Origin of the sequence: Rhodococcus opacus (assembly GCF_012396235.1) — a bacterium.
GTDB classification, from domain to species: Bacteria; Actinomycetota; Actinomycetes; order Mycobacteriales; family Mycobacteriaceae; genus Rhodococcus_F; species Rhodococcus_F opacus.
Window position 1 is genome coordinate 58,131 of the sequence record NZ_JAAXPA010000024.1, and the last position, 15,414, is coordinate 73,544.

The following is a 15,414-nucleotide window of genomic DNA, read 5'->3' on the forward strand; positions in this document are numbered from 1 at the left end:
AGAAACTGACGAACGGTGTTCTGGCCGCCCGCGCACCGCTCTCGGACGCCCGGAATCCGGGGCGATCGGCGTCGTCGAAACGAGCACGCGCGACAATGGGCCGCCCGAAACCCACTGGTGCCGGCCGGGTCCATGTCCGGGCGAGCCCGCCAGCCGTCGCCCGGAGACGCGAGCTGCAGGCCGATCTCGTCGACGAGCACGTGTGGCGGCGCGTCGACCTGTACGTGCATCGCCCGCCACAGGGCAACTCGCTCGGCCGTACCGTCCGGTCCGTCCGTCTGCTCGCCTGCCGTCGCCATGACGTTCTCGCTCCTCAGGGTCAGTTCTCGAGCATCCGATGCCACGCCCAGCTAACCCACACCGTTCCCAGCGTATATGCCTCGTATGAAACGTTCAGTGAAGCGAGCCACCAGCCTGTCCACGGCTACAGCAGCCGCTCTCCTCGCGTTCGCAACACCCGCACAGGCAGACTCCCCCACCCCCGTCTACTTCCGTGTGGGGAACTTCAACTGCTCGATCGCACCCGACGACAGCGTGGGATGCGATCTGCCACAACCATTGCCGATGGACTTCCCGATCCTCGGCGAGTTCGGACTGCCGTGGCTGGGACCCGTCCAGTACGTCGTCATCGACCTTCCCTGGCTTCCCGCTCACCCCACCTACCCGCCCGGCACCCCGTTCACCCTGCCCGGCGGCAACCCCGACATCTCCGAGGTCGCCACCAGCCAGAGCTTGTACCAGAAAACGATCACCCACGGGGGAACCACCTGTCTCGCAGGGTTCATGGGAGACGTCACCTGCACCGCCAAGGGACACAGCTTCGTCGTCACCGTCTACGGAATCCACGCCCACTGAACCGGTAGCACACGAACCGGATACCGACTTCGTCGCTCACATGCGCACCCTCACACGGCGAGATGCCGAGCGAGATAAGCGGCGGTGGCGGAGCCGGCCGTCTCGGCAACGACCGTCGGTGGTCCCGAGGCGATGATCCGGCCGCCGTTGTCTCCCCCGCCGGGCCCGAGATCGATCATCCAGTCCGCCGCGGCAATGACCGGCATGTCGTGTTCGACGAGTACGACGGTATTTCCCGCCGCGACGAGCCGTCGCAACACCACCATGAGGCGATCGACGTCGGCAGGGTGCAATCCGGTGGTCGGTTCGTCGAGTACGTAGAGCGTGTGCCCGGATCGGAGGCGCTGCAGTTCGCTGGCGAGTTTGACGCGTTGCGCCTCCCCGCCGGACAGGGTGGTGGCGGATTGGCCGAGCCGCAGATATCCGAGACCGACTTCGACGAGCATGTCAAGGCTTTTCGCCGCCGCCGGGACGTGACTCAGGAAAGCACGGGCGTCGTCGACCGTCATCGCGAGGACGTCGGCGATCGTCCGGCCGTCGACGAGGACCTCGAGGGTCTCCGCGTTGTACCGTGCGCCCGCGCAGGCCGGGCACGGTGCGGAGGCCTCGGGCAGAAACAGCATGCCGATGGTGATCGAACCGGCTCCCTCGCATTCCTCGCAACGGCCGCCACTGACATTGAATGAGAATCGGCCCGGACTGTATCCGCGTTCACGGGCAACGGGGTGTGCGGCGAAGAGTTTCCGGATCACATCGAAGAGGCCGGTGTAGGTCGCAAGATTCGAGCGCGGGGTCCGCCCGATCGGGGTCTGGTCCACGCGCACCAGCCGGTTGATGTGTCCGAGCCCGTGGGCGGCCACGACCGTCGGCTCGGCGTTCTTCTCGCGCTCCTCGGTCAGTACGACCGTGGAGTCGTCGGCGTCGTCTCCCCCGGTGTCGGCGCCGGGTTCGCTGTCGACGCCGAGGTGTTGGGCGACGACGTCGGTGAGAACCCGGCTCACGAGTGTGGATTTGCCCGATCCGGACACACCCGTGACCGCGGTGAGCACCCCGAGCGGGATTCGCACGGTCAGATCCCGCAGGTTGTGCATCGTGATGCCGGCGAGTTCGATCCACCTGCTCGGCGGTCCGGGCTCGGGGTAACTCTCGGCGGTTCCGAAAAGGTATCGGCGAGTTATGGATTCGGGGACGTGCGCGAGACCGTCCACCTCACCGCTGTAGAGTACCCGCCCGCCGTGCTCCCCGGCTCCGGGACCGACGTCGACGATCCAATCTGCCGCGCGGACGACGTCGAGGTTGTGTTCGATGACGAAGACGGAGTTTCCTGCCGCGCGTAGCCGCCGCACGGCGGTGACCAGTGCCTCGGTGTCGGCGGGATGCAGGCCTGCGGACGGTTCGTCGAGGACGTACAGCACTCCGAACAGACCTGATTGCAGCTGGGTGGCCAGCCGCAGGCGCTGAAGTTCGCCCGGCGAGAGGGTGGTGGTCGAACGGGCGAGACTCAGGTATCCCAGCCCGAGCTCCGTCAGACCCGCGAGGCGGCCGCGAAGGTTGTCTACCAGCGCCGCGGATGCTCGTTCGGTTGCGTCGCTTGCGGCGGAATCGCGGGATACGACGACGGCGTCGAGGACCGAGGCCAGATCGGCCAGTGACAGTTCCGTGGCGTCGGCTATGTCGAGGCCGGCGAACCGGACGGCCAGCGCCTCGGGGCGCAGCCGTTTGCCGTTGCAGGCACTGCAGGGCCGGGACACCAGATATCGGGCGACCTTCGCCCGCTGGGTTGCGCTCTTCGTCGTCGCGTAGGTGTGCAGAACGTAGGTGCGGGCGCTCGAGAACGTTCCCTGGTAGTCGCGCACCATCTTGCCCGGGTCGCGCACGGGTGACACCGTGACCGTGGGTTGTTCCTCGGTCGTGAGGATCCACTCACGCTGGTCTTCCGGGAGCTCGGACCAGGGGCGGTCCACGTCGATACCGAGTGTGTCGAGGATGTCGCGGTAGTTCTTGCCCAGCCAGGCGCCGGGCCATGCGGCGACGGCACCGCCGCGGATACTTCGGCTCGGGTCCGGCACCAGGGCATCGATATCGACGTCGTGGGTGCGTCCGAGTCCGTGGCAGGCTGGGCATCCGCCTTCGGGTGTGTTGGGCGAGAACGCGTTCGAGTCGAGGACGGGGGCACCCGGCGGGTAGGTACCGACTCGGGAGAACAGCATCCGCAACACGTTCGAGATGTGGGTGAGGGTGCCGACCGACGATCGGGCGGAGGTGTGACCGCGGGCCTGCTGCAAGGCAACCGCTGGTGGAAGCCCGGTGATGTCCCCAACCCTGGGCGCTCCGATCTGATCCATCAGCCTGCGTGCGTACGGGGTGACGGACTCGAGGAACCGCCGTTGCGCTTCGGCGTAAATGGTGCCGAAGGCCAACGACGACTTGCCCGATCCCGAGACTCCGGTGAACGCGACGATGCAGTCCCGGGGAATGACCACATCGACGTGGGCGAGGTTGTGTTCGCTGGCGTCGAACACTGCGATGCCGTTGAGGTCCTGGGCACGTGGCGCTGCAGCCTGCGGTGCGGGATCGAAGGTGGGCACAACTGCTCCCGGTGTCGGTTCGTGCTCGGACAGGTTACGTCCCAGTCTTACTCGAGGGGTGGAACCATGTGTACTGGCGACGTTCTTTCGGCGAGAGTCCGCCCCGGATTCCGGCCCGACCAATGCCATCAGCTCACCTGTGCCAACTTGATCGCCGCGGCCTCGATGGTGTCTTCGGAGAGCAGGACCCCGAGGGCGGCATCGCCGAGCGGGATGAAACTGTCCTCACTGGCTACTCGCGCGAGACGGCCGGTGAAACCTTCGTCGATCAGGGCGGTGACGACTCCCTCCGCGACGCCCCCGGAAGATCGGGTTTCGTCGACGACGAGCACCCGTCCGGTGGCGTTCGCCTCTCCGAGGATGTCGTGCACGGGTAGCGGTGCGAGCCACCGCATGTCCACCACACGCGCGGCGATGTGTGCCTTCTCGAGCCGGCGCGCGACCCGCAGACTCATGTACACCCCGTTGCCGAACGTGACGATCGTCAGGTCGGTGCCGTCACCGTACGTGCGGGCGGAGCCGATCGGCACGTGATTCTCGGCCCGCTTCACCGGATCCGGATACGCGGCCAGCCACTGCTCGTCACCGTCCTCGTACAGATCCCGGGTGTGATACAGCGCAATCGGTTCCAGATACACACACACCGCCCCCGCGGTCCGCGCGGCCGCCGCGCACGTGTGCATCATGGCCGCGGCGTCGTCGGGGCGCGCCGGCGACGCCACGACGATACCGGGGATGTCACGCAATGCGGCGACGGCATTGTCGTTGTGGAAATGACCGCCGAACCCCTTCTGATACCCGTATCCCGCGACCCGCACCACCATCGGATTGCGATACTGACGGTCGGAGAAGAACTGCAACGTCGCACCCTCCCCGCGGATCTGATCGGCGGCATTGTGCAGATACGCCAGGTACTGGATCTCCGGGATCGGCAACAACCCGGACACCCCCGCGCCCAGCGCCAGTCCCAGGATCGCCTGCTCGTCGAGAAGCGTGTCGAACACGCGCGCCGACCCCGCCTTCTTCATCAGACCCCGCGTCACCCCGTAGACCCCGCCCTTGCGGGCCACGTCCTCACCGAACACCAGCGCCTCGGGGTACTCGATGAGAACATCGAGCAGGGCGCGGTTGATCGAGAGGGCGAGAGTCAGTAGGCCCTCGTGTTCGGGCATTGGGCTGCCGACGATCAGGGCTCGGCGGGCCGGGTAGGTCCGTCGTGGTTCGGCCGCCATCGCCTCGTCGAGTCCCTCGGTCAGTGGCCGCATCACTGCGGCAGGACTGTCGAGTTGCGGCAGCTCGCTGACTTCCTCTGCGAGCGTGGACACCTCGGCGCGCTTGTCGTCGTAGAGCGCGAGGACGTCGTTGGGGCTCAGGTTCCCTCGCTCGATCAGCAGCTTCGCCGTGCACAGCACCGGATCCCGGTCGAAGTCTGCGGTGATCTCGGTCGTGGTGCGATAGGCGGCTTCGAAGTCGGAGCCGGCGTGGCCCATCAACCGCACGGTGCGCAGGTGCAGGAACGCCGGCTTGCGGTGCCTGCGAACCCAGTCGGCGGCATGCTTCGCGGTGGCGTAGGCCATCGGGAGGTCGGATCCATCGACCGTGAAGTACTCGAGACCCTCACGGTTGCCGAAGTTCGCGGAGATCCACCCCTTCGGCGTCCTGGTGCTGATGCCGATCCCGTTGTCTTCGCAGACGAACAACAGCGGAAGCGGAAGTCCCTGGAAGGCCGAGTGGATGGCGGTGTTGATCGCGCCGATCGCGGTCGAGTGATTCGCCGAGGCGTCGCCGAAACTGCATACCGCGATCGCGTCCTCGGGCCACGCGGAGAGCACGTTCAGTTTGGCGGCGCGGGCGATGGAGAAGGCGACGCCGACCGCGCGGGGCAGGTGAGATGCGATCGTCGAGGTCTGGGGAATGATATTGAGGTCGTGGCGGCCGAACACCTTGTGCCGGCCGCCGGACATCGGTTCCTCGGTGGCGGCGACGACGCCGAGAAGCACATCGCGCAGCGGGTTGCTGCCCCGGACCTGCCGGGCGCGTTGGAGGAAGAACGCACCGGAACGGTAGTGCAGCAGCGCCGGGTCGGTGGGTCGGAGGGCTCCCGCGACGACGGCGTTGCCTTCGTGCCCGGACGAGCCGATCGTGTAGAAGCCCTTGCCCTTCGCGCGAAGCCGTCGGGCAACCAGATCCAGGTGCCGACTGCCCAATTGAGAATCGAACAGGTCCAGGGTTTGCTGCACGAACAGGCTCGACGCTGTCTCGACGGGCTGGTCGTGATCGCTCGCTCCCGGACGTGTCGTATCGGCCATCGCGGCGACGGTGGTGGTGAAGTGATCATCGATCTGTTCGGCCATGAGTCCGGCTCCTGAGGGGCAGGTGATCGTCGTCTGCTGGGCGGTGCAACGGGTGGGGTCAGACGATGTTTGTCTCGCCTGCGCCGATACCGGCCTGCGCGAAACGGTCCAGGGTGAACGAGCTGATGTCGTATCCGGGCTCTTTGCTGTGGTAGAGGTCGCGCACGATCTCGCCGGTCGCCGGTCCCATCAGGAAGCCGTGGCCGGAGTAGCCGGTGGCGATGAGCAGGCCCTCGACCTCGGTGGAGCGGTCGATGATCTGGTTGCGGTCGGGGGTGACCTCGTAGAGGCCGGCCCAACCGGTGCTGATGCCGTAGTCCAGTACGGCCGGCACCCGGGTCTCGGCGATGGCGCCCAGTCCCATCAGCCAGTCCTCGAGTTCGAACTTGAGGTTGAACCCTTCGCGCTCGTTCGGGTCGGACCAGCCCAGAAGCAGGCCTTTACCTTCCGGGTGGAAGTAGAAGTTCGACGGGAAGTCGATGGTCAGCGACGGCGAGGATGCGGGCAACTCGGACAGCGGCTCGGTGAAGGCGATCTGTCGGCGGACGGGAACGACGGGGATGTTCACCCCGAGCATGTTGCCGATGCCGGCCGACCAGGCTCCGGCGGCGCAGACCACGGTGTCGGTCTCGATGCGTCCGTGTTCGGTCACGACTGCGGTAATGGTGCCGCCGGTGCTCTCGATGTCGGTGACCGCGCAGTGGCGGACGATGCGGGCGCCGTGTCGACGGGCAGCGGCGGCGTATCCCATCACGACCGATTCTGGGGTGGCCTTGCCGTCCTGGGGTGACCAGGAGGCGGCGAGGAGTCCGTCTGTGCTGATGAGCGGCGAGATCTTCTGTGCTTCTTCGGGGGTGACCATGCGGCTCGGAACGCCGTGGCGGTTCTGCAGTGCGACGCTTTCGGTGAAGATGTCGACGTTGGCCTGGTCCGAGAGGAGATAGAGGTAGCCGTCGCGGCTGAAGTCGATCTCCTGGTGGTACTCCTGCGCGAATCGCGAATACACGTCGAGGCCGCGCAGACCGATCGCGATGTTGGCTTCGTTGCTGAAGGAGGCGCGAACACCGCCGGCGGCCTTGCACGTCGACCCGCAGGCCAACTCGTCCTTTTCCAGGAGGACAACATCGGAGACCCCCGATTCGGCGAGGTGGAACGCAATGCTGGCGCCGATGACGCCGCCGCCGATCACGACGACGGACGCCTGTTCGGGGAGTTCCTTGCTCATGTCGTCCTCTTCTTTCCTTCGAGAGTAGTGATGTAATGCCCTACCGGTTTCGGGGACACCCGACGAACGACCAGGTCGATGCATTTGCCTGAATGAATGGGGCGCGCCCGCTGACCGGAGTGGGTCACACAGTTGCGCGTGGTTGGTGTCGAACCTTCTAGAACGCGGCGGTGTGCGGGGCACGACCGCGGAGCACCATGGCTTCGCGCACGCGCTCCTGGGCGGTGGTGCGGGCTACCTCGTGGGTGGTCCGCCCCTGCACCTTCGACGCATCGAGGGTGTCGATGGTGCTGGCGCGCAGCTTGTTCGAGATGTTGTCGAACACGGCAGCCGGTTCCGGACGGATTCCGGAGTAGCGGGCGTCCATCGCCACGGCTGCGGCAACCACGCCGCCGGCGTTGGCGATGAAATCCGGAACCACGGTCACGCCGCGGTCGAACAGCACCGACTGTGCTTCGGGGTTGCTCGGCAGGTTCGCGCCTTCGACAACGATCTTGGCCGGCAACGTCCGGGCGAGATCGACGTCGATGACGTCCTGCAACGCTGCCGGGATCAGGACGTCCGCGGTCACCGAGAGTTCTTCCCCGGCAGCGAGAGGCTTCGCGTCGGAGTACTGGTCGACGAGACCGTCACCGTACTGATCACGCAGGTCGAGCAAGGTGGCGACGTCGAGCCCGTCCGGGTTGTGGAGGCCACCCTGCGAGGTGGACACAGCGACGACGGTGGCCCCGAGTTCGGCGAGGCGCTTCGCGCTCGCCGCTCCGACCGCTCCGAAGCCCTGGATGGACACGCTCAGCGAACCGGTGGACAGGCCGAGGGTCTGCGCGGCGGCGTCCGCCGACTCCGCGACACCGTGGCCGGTGACCCCGAGCTGGTCGTACGGGAGCCCGCCGAGCGCGTGAGGGGTGCCCACCGCGCCGCCGCGACCGTCGACCTCGTCGAGCATGATCGCGGCGTCCTTCTCGGTCAATCCCACGTCGAGCCCGAAGACGTACTCGTCGGGGACCTCGTTGCGCAGTGCCCGGACGAAGGCACGCAGCACCGCTTCCTTGGAGGAGGCAGTCGGGTCGGCCCAGATGCCGGCTTTGGCGCCGCCGTAGAAGAGGTCGACCCCCGCCCATTTCCAGGTCATGTTGCGGGCCAGCCTGGCGACCTCGCCGACACTGACCGTGGTGGACATGCGGGTGCCGCCCTTGCCCATTCCGCGGGCGGTGTTGTCGATGACCAGAACGCCGCGCATGCCGGTGCGTGCGTCGGAGACACACACGACCTTCTCCGGGCCCCATTCGTCGATCAATTCGAACATCGTCGTTGCTCCTCGTGCGATTCGAAAGGGGGATGTCAGCCGAAGTTGACGCCCTGAGCCAGGGGCAGCTCGCGGGAGTAGTTGATGGTGTTGGTTGCCCGGCGCATGTAGGCGCGCCAAGCGTCCGAGCCGGATTCGCGGCCGCCGCCGGTGGTCTTCTCGCCGCCGAATGCGCCGCCGATCTCGGCGCCGGATGTGCCGATGTTGACGTTGACGATGCCGCAGTCCGAACCGTCGGCGGCGATGAACCGCTCGGCCTCACGCTGGTCGGTGGTGAAGATCGACGACGACAGGCCCTGCGGGACGTCGTTGTGCAGGGCGATCGCCTCCTCGAACGTGTTGTAGGTCAGCACGTAGAGGATCGGGGCGAAGGTTTCGTCCTTGACGATCTCGCTCTGGGCCGGCATCCGCACGATCGCCGGCTCGACGTAGTACGAGTCTTCGCTGCTCGGGCGGCGTTTTCCGCCGACGAGGATCTCGCCGCCTTGCGCGACCGCCTTGTCGAGGGCCGCGGTCATGTTGGCGTGGGACTTGCCGTCGATCAGCGGGCCCACGAGGGTGCCGTCGGCGAACGGGTCACCGATCGGGAGGCGGCCGTAGACCTGGGAGATCCGGTCGATCAGCGCGTCGGCGATGTCCTGGTGGACGATGATGCGGCGCATCGAGGTGCAGCGCTGGCCGGCGGTTCCGGCAGCGGCGAAAACGATTCCGCGGGTAGCGATGTCGAGGTCCGCCGACGGTGTGACGATCGCAGCGTTGTTTCCGCCGAGCTCGAGGATGGCGCGGCCGAAGCGGGCGGCGACGCGGGGAGCGATCTGCTCACCCATCCGCTCGGAACCGGTGGCGCTGATCAACGGCACCTTCGGGCTGTCGATCAGGGCCTGGGTGTCGGCGGCACTCGCCGAGACGAGGACATTCAGGTTGGCCGGGGCGCCGGATTCTTCTGCGGCACGGTCGAACAGCGCCGAGCATGCGGCGGCGGTGAGGGTGGTCAACTGAGCCGGCTTCCAGACCACCGAATCCCCGCAGACGATGGCAAGAGCCAGGTTCCAGGACCACACCGCGGCCGGGAAGTTGAACGCCGAGACGACACCGACGACACCGAGCGGGTGCCAGGTCTCCATCAGTCGGTGTCCGGGACGCTCCGAGGGCATGGTGCGGCCGTCGAGCTGCCGGGACAGACCGACCGCGAAGTCGCAGATGTCGATCATCTCCTGGACCTCGCCAAGGGCCTCCGAGCGGATCTTGCCGACCTCGATGCTGATCAGGTTGGCGACGTCTTCCTTGTGCTCGGTGAGCAGTTCACCGAGGCGTTTGATCAGGAATCCGCGGACCGGGCCGGGAACGGTGCGCCACTGCAGAAACGCCTCGTGGGCGGCATCGATCGCGGCCTCGACGTCGGCGGCGCCGGCGGCGGGATAGTCGAACAGGCGCTCCCCCGTGACCGGGGTGCGGGTGGTGATGGTGTTCTCGACCCCAGCGGTGTCGAGTACGGCCGGGTCGACCCCACATCGCTGCAGGCTGGTGCGTGCGAGCGTGCGCAGTTCGTCGGTGGTGGGCAGGGCGATGGTCTCGGCGACAGCGGTGCTCATTTACTTGACTCCTTGGGTAGCGATGGGTGCCGGTTCTTCGATGGGTCCGCAAATTTCCAATTGGTTGGCAACGTGATCGAGGGATGCGCGGCGGATCCCGTCGTAGAGCGTGTACGGGTCGTGCAGTGGGCGGCCCAGAACTCCTTCCATCCAGGCGGCGTCGATATCGGTCGTCGACTGTGTGGTGTCCTTGTGTCCGTCCGAGGTCAGGTTGGACTGGAAGATCCCGGCCGCGGATCTCGGCAGGAAATCCTCGTAGACGATCGGCTCCGGGCGGACCCAGCCCTGATCGATCAGATCCTGGAGTGATCGCCCGGGCACCGTGCCGTTGCGCTGCTTGTCGGTGTCGACCCGGTAGGTGAAGTACGCCAGATCGTGCAGGGCAAGCCCCTGCTCGGTGGCGGGCACCTGCTGGTTCCACAGCTCGGCGGCGATCTCGTTGCGTACCTCGGCCGACACCGGAGCGGTCGCGGCCGCCTCTCGGACCGCCTGCTCGACCTCGACGGTCAATCGGTCGTAGACCTCGCGGCCGCGGACGGTGGCGGCGATACCGCGGGCCTCCACCTCACCGAAACGCACCCGCAGTGAACCCTTCTCGACGCTGCCGTCGGGTTCGCGGAACACCCGCGGTTCGGCGAGAGCCCGGAACGAGGTCTGCCGCAGCAGCAGATCCGGACCGGCCCACCGCGGCGGACCCTGGATCGTGTCGATCATGTCGATCCGGCGACGCTCCATGCGGGCGTAGAGATCGTCGATGTCGAGCACGCGAGGGGTCAGGTGGTTGATGTGTGTGCTGGTGACGCCACCGATATCGGCGGCCACCGAGGAGACCTGCTCGAGTTCGCGGTACCAGGCGCGGTCGACGGCCTCGGTGGACAGCTTGAATGCCGCGGTGGCCAACGTCAGGAACATCTCGGCGTCACCGGAATTCAGCCCCCGGTACTCGGTCGCCCGGTCGGCGAGGACCAGCAGTTCGGTGGTGAACAGCCTGCGCTTGGCGAGGAAGCTTTCCAGGCGTTGCTGCAGATCGGCGCTGAAGAAGCGGCGATCCGAGGGCACCAGCATGGAGGTGAACACCCGGAAGGGGTTGCGCGCCAGTTCGTCCGGGTCCGTCGGACGGAAAGCCGTCGAGACGACCGGAACCGAACTGGCAGCGGCCTCGCGCAGGTCGTAGAACCCGACCGGGTACATGCCCATAGCCGCGAACACGCGGGCGACCTGGGCCATCTCCTGCGGGGTGCCCACTCGGATGGCCCCGTGACGTTCGGCGGTGACCCGGGCGATGGAACCCAGACGTTCTGCGCCCGCACCGAGATCCGACAGCACGGTGTCGTTGACGGCCTGCGATACCTCGAGCAACGTGGTGTATGCGGGAACTTCCTTCCCGTACAGATGCGAGAGACGGCGAGCGAACTCGGCGCGCAGTTCCCACTGCTGGGTGATCGGCATGGCGTGCAACTCCAGGGTCGATGAGGATCGGGTGAGATCGCGATCGTGGTCGCCGGCCGGCTACGAAGAGCTCCGACGTGTCCGACGTTTCGTTCCGCACGTTCATCGTGGTCCGCGGAAATGAATAGCACCAGCGAAGAAAGTTTGCCACCACCGTTTAGAATCTCTATATGAATATGAGCTTGGCGCACCTCGTGGCACTCCGAGAGCTGGCCCGGCGTGGAACGATGGTCGCGGTCGCCGAGGAACTCGGGTACACCGCGGGCGCCGTATCACAGCAGATCGCAGCCTTGGAGAAAGCCGTCGGCTCCCGGCTCGTCACCAAGGTGGGTCGCAACGTCGTGCTCACCGATTCCGGGACCGTTCTGGCCGAGCACGCGGTGAAGATCTTGAGCGCGGAGCAGCGGGCCCTCGACGCGCTTCGCGCGGTGCACGACGACGTCGCTGCGCCTCTTCTTCTCGGCACCTTCGGCAGTACCGCTGCGGCGTTGTTGCCACCGGTGGTGGCCGCAGCGCAGCGCAAGTACCCGCATCTCGCCCTGAGCAGCCGTGAACTCGACGTCGACGAGGCCGCCACCGCGGTCCAACGCGGTCAGGTCGACGTCGCCTTCGGGCTGGACTACCCCAATTCACCGATGCCCCGCACACCGGATATCGAGATGATCACCCTGCGCAGCGAGCGATTCGGACTCGCCGTCTCCTCCGGTGCCTACGGCATCCGCACCGAAGGCACCATCGATCTGCGCGAGGCCGCGGAGTGGAACTGGATCCTGCCGCCCGCGGAAACCCAGTTCGGTCGCGCTGTTCGTATCGCCTGCCGCCAGGAGGGTTTCGAGCCGATCGTGCGGCACGAAATCGTCGACACCGCCGTGTCTCTGGCGCTGGCCGGAAAGGGGTTGGGGGCGGCGCCGGTCACCGACATGATGATCAGGCTCAACAGTTCGGTGCCGATCATCCGCGTCGACCTGGAGCAGGAGATCGGTCGGCGAATCGTCCTCATACGCCTCGCCGGCTCGGAGACCAGGCCTACGGTGCGGGCCGTCACCGACATCGTGCGCGCCGCGGTCGACCCGGCGGCGACCGAGTAGATCTGATCGCCTGATCGGAGAAACAGCAGTCAGGCCTGCTCGCCGTTGCGCCCCTCTTCGGTGCCGAGATGCTCGAAGATGAAGCGCCCGAGGGTGAGGCCGACATGCAACTCGAGGCGCTGCGCACCCACCGAAAGATCGAGGCCGGTGATTTCCTCGATCTTCGCGAGGCGGTAGTACAGGGTCTGGCGGTGAATGCCGAGTACACCGGCCGTGGCGCCGGTGTCACCCGCCTGGTCCAGGTAGGTCCGCGCGGTGACGAGCAGGTCGATGTTGCGGTGGTCGAGCAGGGCCCGCACGGACGGGGTGAGGACTGCATCGGCGAGGACGCTGGTGGGTCCGCAGGAGGACAGCCGGTAGATGCCGAGTTCTTCCCAATAGGCGATCGGTCCCATCGATTCGTCGTGCCGGGCGACCCGGACGCCGAGTTTGGCCTGCTGCCAGCTTCGGCGCGCAGATCGCAACCCCTGATACGAACCCCCCACACCGACCAGAGCGCCGGCACCCGCGCCGCTCTCGGCAATGGACCGAACGGGGTCGACGGCGCCGTCGCCGGCGGGAACCATGACCGCGGTCAGCGATCCGATCGGTGCCAGCAGGGTGCGGGTGCCGGGGGCGGGCAGGAGACCGTCGACGGCCAGCACGGTCAACGCACTGCCGTCCGGGAAGAGTCCGGAGTCTTCGATGCGAGTAATCGCACGGGCGAAAGCCTTTCGGTCACCCTCGAGGAGGTCTGCGACGGCGACCGCCATATCGTCCCGGCCCCGGGAGGTGTGTGCGAGTTGTGCGCCCGCCTGCCCGGCCAGGGACATCGCGGCGGTGAGATCGCCGTCGGACACGGCGCCGTTCTCATCCGGAAGGACGAACAGATATCCGTACGCCGTGCCTGCGTAGCGGGCCGGAAGGCAGATCCGCGACGACGCCTCGATGTCTGGATTCTCTGGCGTAATTACTGGGCGCGTGGTATCCGCAATCCCGAAACTTTCGTACCACGCACGCGCCTCCGGCGGGCAACTGCGGGCGAGGATCGACTGCACCCGATCTTTGTCGACGTCCGGCGACTGGGTGCTGTAGGCGATCAGCGAAAAGGCCCGGTCGACCAGGACCACCGATGACGACAGGCGTTCGGCCACCTCGGTGACCACTTCATCGAGATTCACTCCACCATCTCCGTGAACAGCGTATTTCGTGAACGATAACTATGGCGATCATTCCGAGTCGGCCATACAAGTGTCTGACTGTCGGGGCGGAAAGTTCTGACACCTGTCCCTAGCATGCTACGTGATCGGCCGTTACGTTGATCACACACGAACGGAAGTCCGCCATCTGGCTGGGCCCTGGACGGCATTTCCGTCCTCGGCCCGTCACGGTATCTCGGCGTCCGATCGCGCCTGCGACCACCGGGGCACAGCTCGCGCTTTCGATCTCGTGTCCGACTCGACCTTTGGAGCGTTTGATGTCCACTCTCGAACAACCGCCCGAGACGTTGCAGAAGTCTCTGAAACAACGACACCTCACCATGATCGCGATCGGAGGTGTCATCGGCGCAGGCCTCTTCGTGGGATCGAGCGCCCTGCTGCACACCTCCGGGCCCGCAGCATTCGTGTCCTACGCGATCACCGGTGTCGTCATCGTCCTCGTGATGCGCATGCTCGGCGAAATGGCCACCACCAACCCGTCGACCGGATCGTTCGCCGGCTATGCACGCAAGGCCTTCGGGGGGTGGGCAGGCTTCACCACCGGCTGGCTGTACTGGTTCTTCTGGGTCGTCGCGGTCGGCGCCGAAGCCGTCATCGGCGGCAAATTGCTGCAACGCTGGATCGACCTGCCCTCCTGGGTGATGGCGGTCGTCCTGTTGCTGGCCATGGTCGCCACGAACCTCCGCTCGGTCCGCAACTTCGGCGAGTTCGAGTACTGGTTCGCAGGTATCAAGGTCGCCGCGATCCTGCTGTTCCTCGGCCTCGGTGCCGCCTACGTCTTCGGGCTGTGGCCCAGCCATTCCGCTGACTTCTCCAACCTCACCGATCACGGCGGCTTCACCCCCAACGGTTGGACCGTCATACTCTCCGGCGTCGTCGTCGCCGTCTTCTCCATGGTCGGCCCCGAAATCGCCACCATCGCCGCAGCCGAATCCGCCGAACCGGAGAAGGCCGTCGCCAAGGCCACCAATTCCGTGATCGCCCGCATCGGGTTCTTCTACATCGGCTCCGTGCTGCTGCTCGCCATCATCGTGCCCTGGACCGACGTCAAGGTCGGCCAGTCGCCGTTCGTCGACGCCCTCACCCACATGGGCATCCCCGGCGGACCCGACATCATGAACGCTGTGGTGCTCGTCGCCGTACTCTCCTGCCTGAACTCCGGCCTCTACACCTCCTCGCGGATGCTCTTCACCCTCGCGCACAAAGGCGATGCGCCACAGAGCATCGCAAAGCTGGACAAGCACGGCGTTCCCCGCAACTCGCTGCTCCTTGCGACCCTCGTCGGCTTCGCCTGCATCGGCCTCGACTACCTCTCCCCCGAAACCGTCTTCGCCTTCCTGCTCAACGCCTCCGGCGCCACCATCCTGATGGTCTACCTGATGATCGCGATGTCGCAGATCAAACTGCGCGGCCTGATGACCCGAGAAGAAGTCGCCCGACTCCGCCTGAAGATGTGGCTGTTCCCCTACCTGTCCATCCTCGCCGCCGGCGGCATCCTCGCCGTGCTGGTGTCGATGTTCTACGTCGAATCGTCGCGCTCGCAGATCTCCCTGAGCGTCGGAGCCCTTGTCGCGACGTTGATCGCCTACCGGCTTCGCCGTCGCATCAACCCCCAGCGTCCGCTCGCGGACAACATCTCCGTTCCCGCTCCTGGGCCGATCACCAGGCCCGCCTCGAAGTAGCACCCGGGGTGGCGGCGAGTGAGACCCACGGTCTCCCGCCGTCACCCCCTTTGTTTGTGTGCACGCCCGAGAGGGG

10 protein-coding genes are annotated in these 15,414 nt (G+C 66.4%); 3 read left to right on the forward strand and 7 right to left on the reverse strand.

Going from position 1 to position 15,414, the window contains the following annotated elements; all coding sequences use genetic code 11:
- Positions 1–396: 396 nt before the first annotated feature.
- Entirely contained in the window at positions 397–855 is a 459-nt protein-coding gene (locus HGB39_RS26980; protein ID WP_005571776.1) for a hypothetical protein, read from the forward strand.
- Between the two features lie 50 nt (positions 856–905).
- Here the strand turns inward: HGB39_RS26980 and HGB39_RS26985 are convergent, their stop codons facing one another.
- From HGB39_RS26985 to hglS, 6 genes are all read right to left on the reverse strand, one after another.
- Entirely contained in the window at positions 906–3,443 is a 2,538-nt protein-coding gene (locus tag HGB39_RS26985) for an excinuclease ABC subunit UvrA (protein WP_005571778.1), read from the reverse strand.
- A gap of 128 nt (positions 3,444–3,571) precedes the next feature.
- Positions 3,572–5,797 carry a thiamine pyrophosphate-dependent enzyme gene (locus tag HGB39_RS26990; protein WP_064080037.1) on the reverse strand — a complete coding sequence of 742 codons (2,226 nt, stop codon included), beginning with the start codon at positions 5,795–5,797 and terminating at the stop codon, positions 3,572–3,574.
- Positions 5,798–5,855: 58 nt separating this feature from the next.
- Positions 5,856–7,022 carry an NAD(P)/FAD-dependent oxidoreductase gene (locus HGB39_RS26995; RefSeq protein ID WP_005571347.1) on the reverse strand — a complete coding sequence of 389 codons (1,167 nt, stop codon included), beginning with the start codon at positions 7,020–7,022 and terminating at the stop codon, positions 5,856–5,858.
- A 157-nt stretch (positions 7,023–7,179) separates the two neighbouring features.
- The gene (locus tag HGB39_RS27000) at positions 7,180–8,328 is read right to left on the reverse strand and encodes a Glu/Leu/Phe/Val family dehydrogenase (protein ID WP_005571349.1); all 1,149 of its coding nucleotides are present in this window, start codon (positions 8,326–8,328) and stop codon (positions 7,180–7,182) included.
- 35 nt (positions 8,329–8,363) lie between these two features.
- On the reverse strand, positions 8,364–9,920 hold the full coding sequence (gene amaB, locus HGB39_RS27005) for an L-piperidine-6-carboxylate dehydrogenase (RefSeq protein WP_005571351.1): 1,557 nt from the start codon (positions 9,918–9,920) through the stop codon (positions 8,364–8,366).
- Positions 9,921–11,369, reverse strand: a complete 1,449-nt coding sequence (gene hglS / locus HGB39_RS27010; protein ID WP_005571352.1) for a 2-oxoadipate dioxygenase/decarboxylase — start codon at positions 11,367–11,369, stop codon at positions 9,921–9,923.
- Between the two features lie 170 nt (positions 11,370–11,539).
- Here hglS and HGB39_RS27015 point away from each other — a divergent pair, with 170 nt between their 5' ends.
- Positions 11,540–12,457, forward strand: coding sequence for a LysR family transcriptional regulator (locus HGB39_RS27015; protein WP_043792434.1), 918 nt, complete (start codon positions 11,540–11,542; stop codon positions 12,455–12,457).
- 29 nt (positions 12,458–12,486) lie between these two features.
- Here HGB39_RS27015 and HGB39_RS27020 read toward each other — a convergent pair whose 3' ends face one another.
- Positions 12,487–13,617 (reverse strand): PucR family transcriptional regulator, encoded by a 1,131-nt coding sequence (locus HGB39_RS27020; protein WP_043792437.1) that lies wholly within the window; start codon positions 13,615–13,617, stop codon positions 12,487–12,489.
- A 296-nt stretch (positions 13,618–13,913) separates the two neighbouring features.
- Between HGB39_RS27020 and HGB39_RS27025 the strand changes: the two genes are divergently transcribed.
- On the forward strand, positions 13,914–15,338 hold the full coding sequence (locus HGB39_RS27025; protein WP_005253123.1) for an amino acid permease: 1,425 nt from the start codon (positions 13,914–13,916) through the stop codon (positions 15,336–15,338).
- Positions 15,339–15,414: the final 76 nt, after the last annotated feature.

What these genes read in the sequence shown, in the direction of transcription:
- HGB39_RS26990 (WP_064080037.1), bottom strand. Translation starts at nt 5,797, where the DNA reads ATGGCCGAACAGATCGATGATCACTTCACCACCACCGTCGCCGCGATG.
- HGB39_RS26995 (WP_005571347.1), bottom strand. Translation starts at nt 7,022, where the DNA reads ATGAGCAAGGAACTCCCCGAACAGGCGTCCGTCGTCGTGATCGGCGGC.
- HGB39_RS27000 (WP_005571349.1), bottom strand. Translation starts at nt 8,328, where the DNA reads ATGTTCGAATTGATCGACGAATGGGGCCCGGAGAAGGTCGTGTGTGTC.
- amaB (WP_005571351.1), bottom strand. Translation starts at nt 9,920, where the DNA reads ATGAGCACCGCTGTCGCCGAGACCATCGCCCTGCCCACCACCGACGAA.
- hglS (WP_005571352.1), bottom strand. Translation starts at nt 11,369, where the DNA reads ATGCCGATCACCCAGCAGTGGGAACTGCGCGCCGAGTTCGCTCGCCGT.
- HGB39_RS27015 (WP_043792434.1), top strand. Translation starts at nt 11,540, where the DNA reads ATGAATATGAGCTTGGCGCACCTCGTGGCACTCCGAGAGCTGGCCCGG.
- HGB39_RS27025 (WP_005253123.1), top strand. Translation starts at nt 13,914, where the DNA reads ATGTCCACTCTCGAACAACCGCCCGAGACGTTGCAGAAGTCTCTGAAA.